Source organism: Thermogutta sp. (assembly GCF_014359955.1).
In the GTDB taxonomy this organism is placed as follows: domain Bacteria; phylum Planctomycetota; class Planctomycetia; order Pirellulales; family Thermoguttaceae; genus Thermogutta.
In genome coordinates this window covers 1-1069 of the sequence record NZ_JACIYL010001097.1, presented here as the reverse complement: position 1 = coordinate 1069, position 1069 = coordinate 1, and the positions used below count along the sequence as shown (strand labels likewise).

At 58.2% G+C, this 1069-nt stretch carries 2 protein-coding genes; both read right to left on the bottom strand.

The window, feature by feature from the left end; translation table 11 throughout:
* Positions 1 to 349: hypothetical protein (locus tag H5U08_RS19625; protein WP_297037114.1), on the bottom strand; the 349-nt coding region annotated here is incomplete at its 3' end.
* 149 nt (positions 350 to 498) lie between these two features.
* Positions 499 to 1069, bottom strand: a 571-nt coding sequence (locus H5U08_RS19620) for a hypothetical protein (RefSeq protein WP_297037111.1), incomplete at its 5' end; no start/stop codon positions are given.

Sequence of the window (1069 nt, the reverse complement as noted above, 5' to 3'; positions counted from 1 at the left end):
CCAGCCGGGCAATCAAACCCGGCGTGTACAGACCGCGCACGCCCGGCGATTGTTCCACCAGTCCCAGTCTTCGCCAGAATTCCGACTCCCAGAGGATCTCCGCATGCCGTCCACTCTGCTTCTGAGCAAGCTCTTCCGCTAGCTTCTGGAGTTCGCCCTCCTCGACTGAAAACAGCGATTGTTCGCCGATGACGATCCAATCCGCGGGTTCCTCAGACGATGATGCCAGCATCAATCCCCTTGCTGTCACCTCTCGACGGAACTCCCGGAAAGTCATCGCGGCTGGACGTCCCAGCAACACGACTCTGATCCCGGCAAACGATTGAGCCGTGTCATCCACACGTGTCATGAAAACTCCTTACTCGCTGCATCAACGGCCGTTCCCGGAGCCCGTCACACGATTCACTTTGTACAAATATTTCGACAGGTGGGACCAACCCAGGTGTCGCGCCGCAAAATGGCATCGAAAACGATCGGGACGACACCGGCCGGACCGCTTCACACGAGGCCCCAACGCTTTCTCAGATACCATTCCAGTGTATTGAGCAAAGCAAAAAGCAGGAGCGTGGGCCAGGTATCCCACAGACTGCGCCGGGTGGCGACGGGCACTTCGAGCGATTGGGTCCTTTTTTCAATTTCTTTGATAATCCGCGGAAAATCTTCCGCAGTAACACATTCGCCACCGGATGTCTTGGCGAGCGCCGTTAGCAGTGCTATATCGGCGGCGGGCTGATCCATCTCAAGATCACGCTTCATAACCAGAAAGCGGGCGGTCTCCCGACCGATCAGGTGGCTCCCCTGGAAGGCCTGCACTTCGAGCTGGTAGTCGCCGGCTTCCAAGGTTTGCTGGAATTCCCCCATCCAGCTTTGCTGACGGGGCTGGAGCGTGACCGGGATCTTCCTTTTGCCAGGCGTCATGACGGTCACCTTCCACGTAACTCCCGGTATCGGCTCTCCCAGCGGGTCCCCGGCGCCTACCTCAAACTGCAGTTTTTCTCCCATCGGCACCCGGCGCTGTGCCAGTTTCACCCACACGGGATTTTGCTGGGTGTCTTCCTTCTTGGCCAAC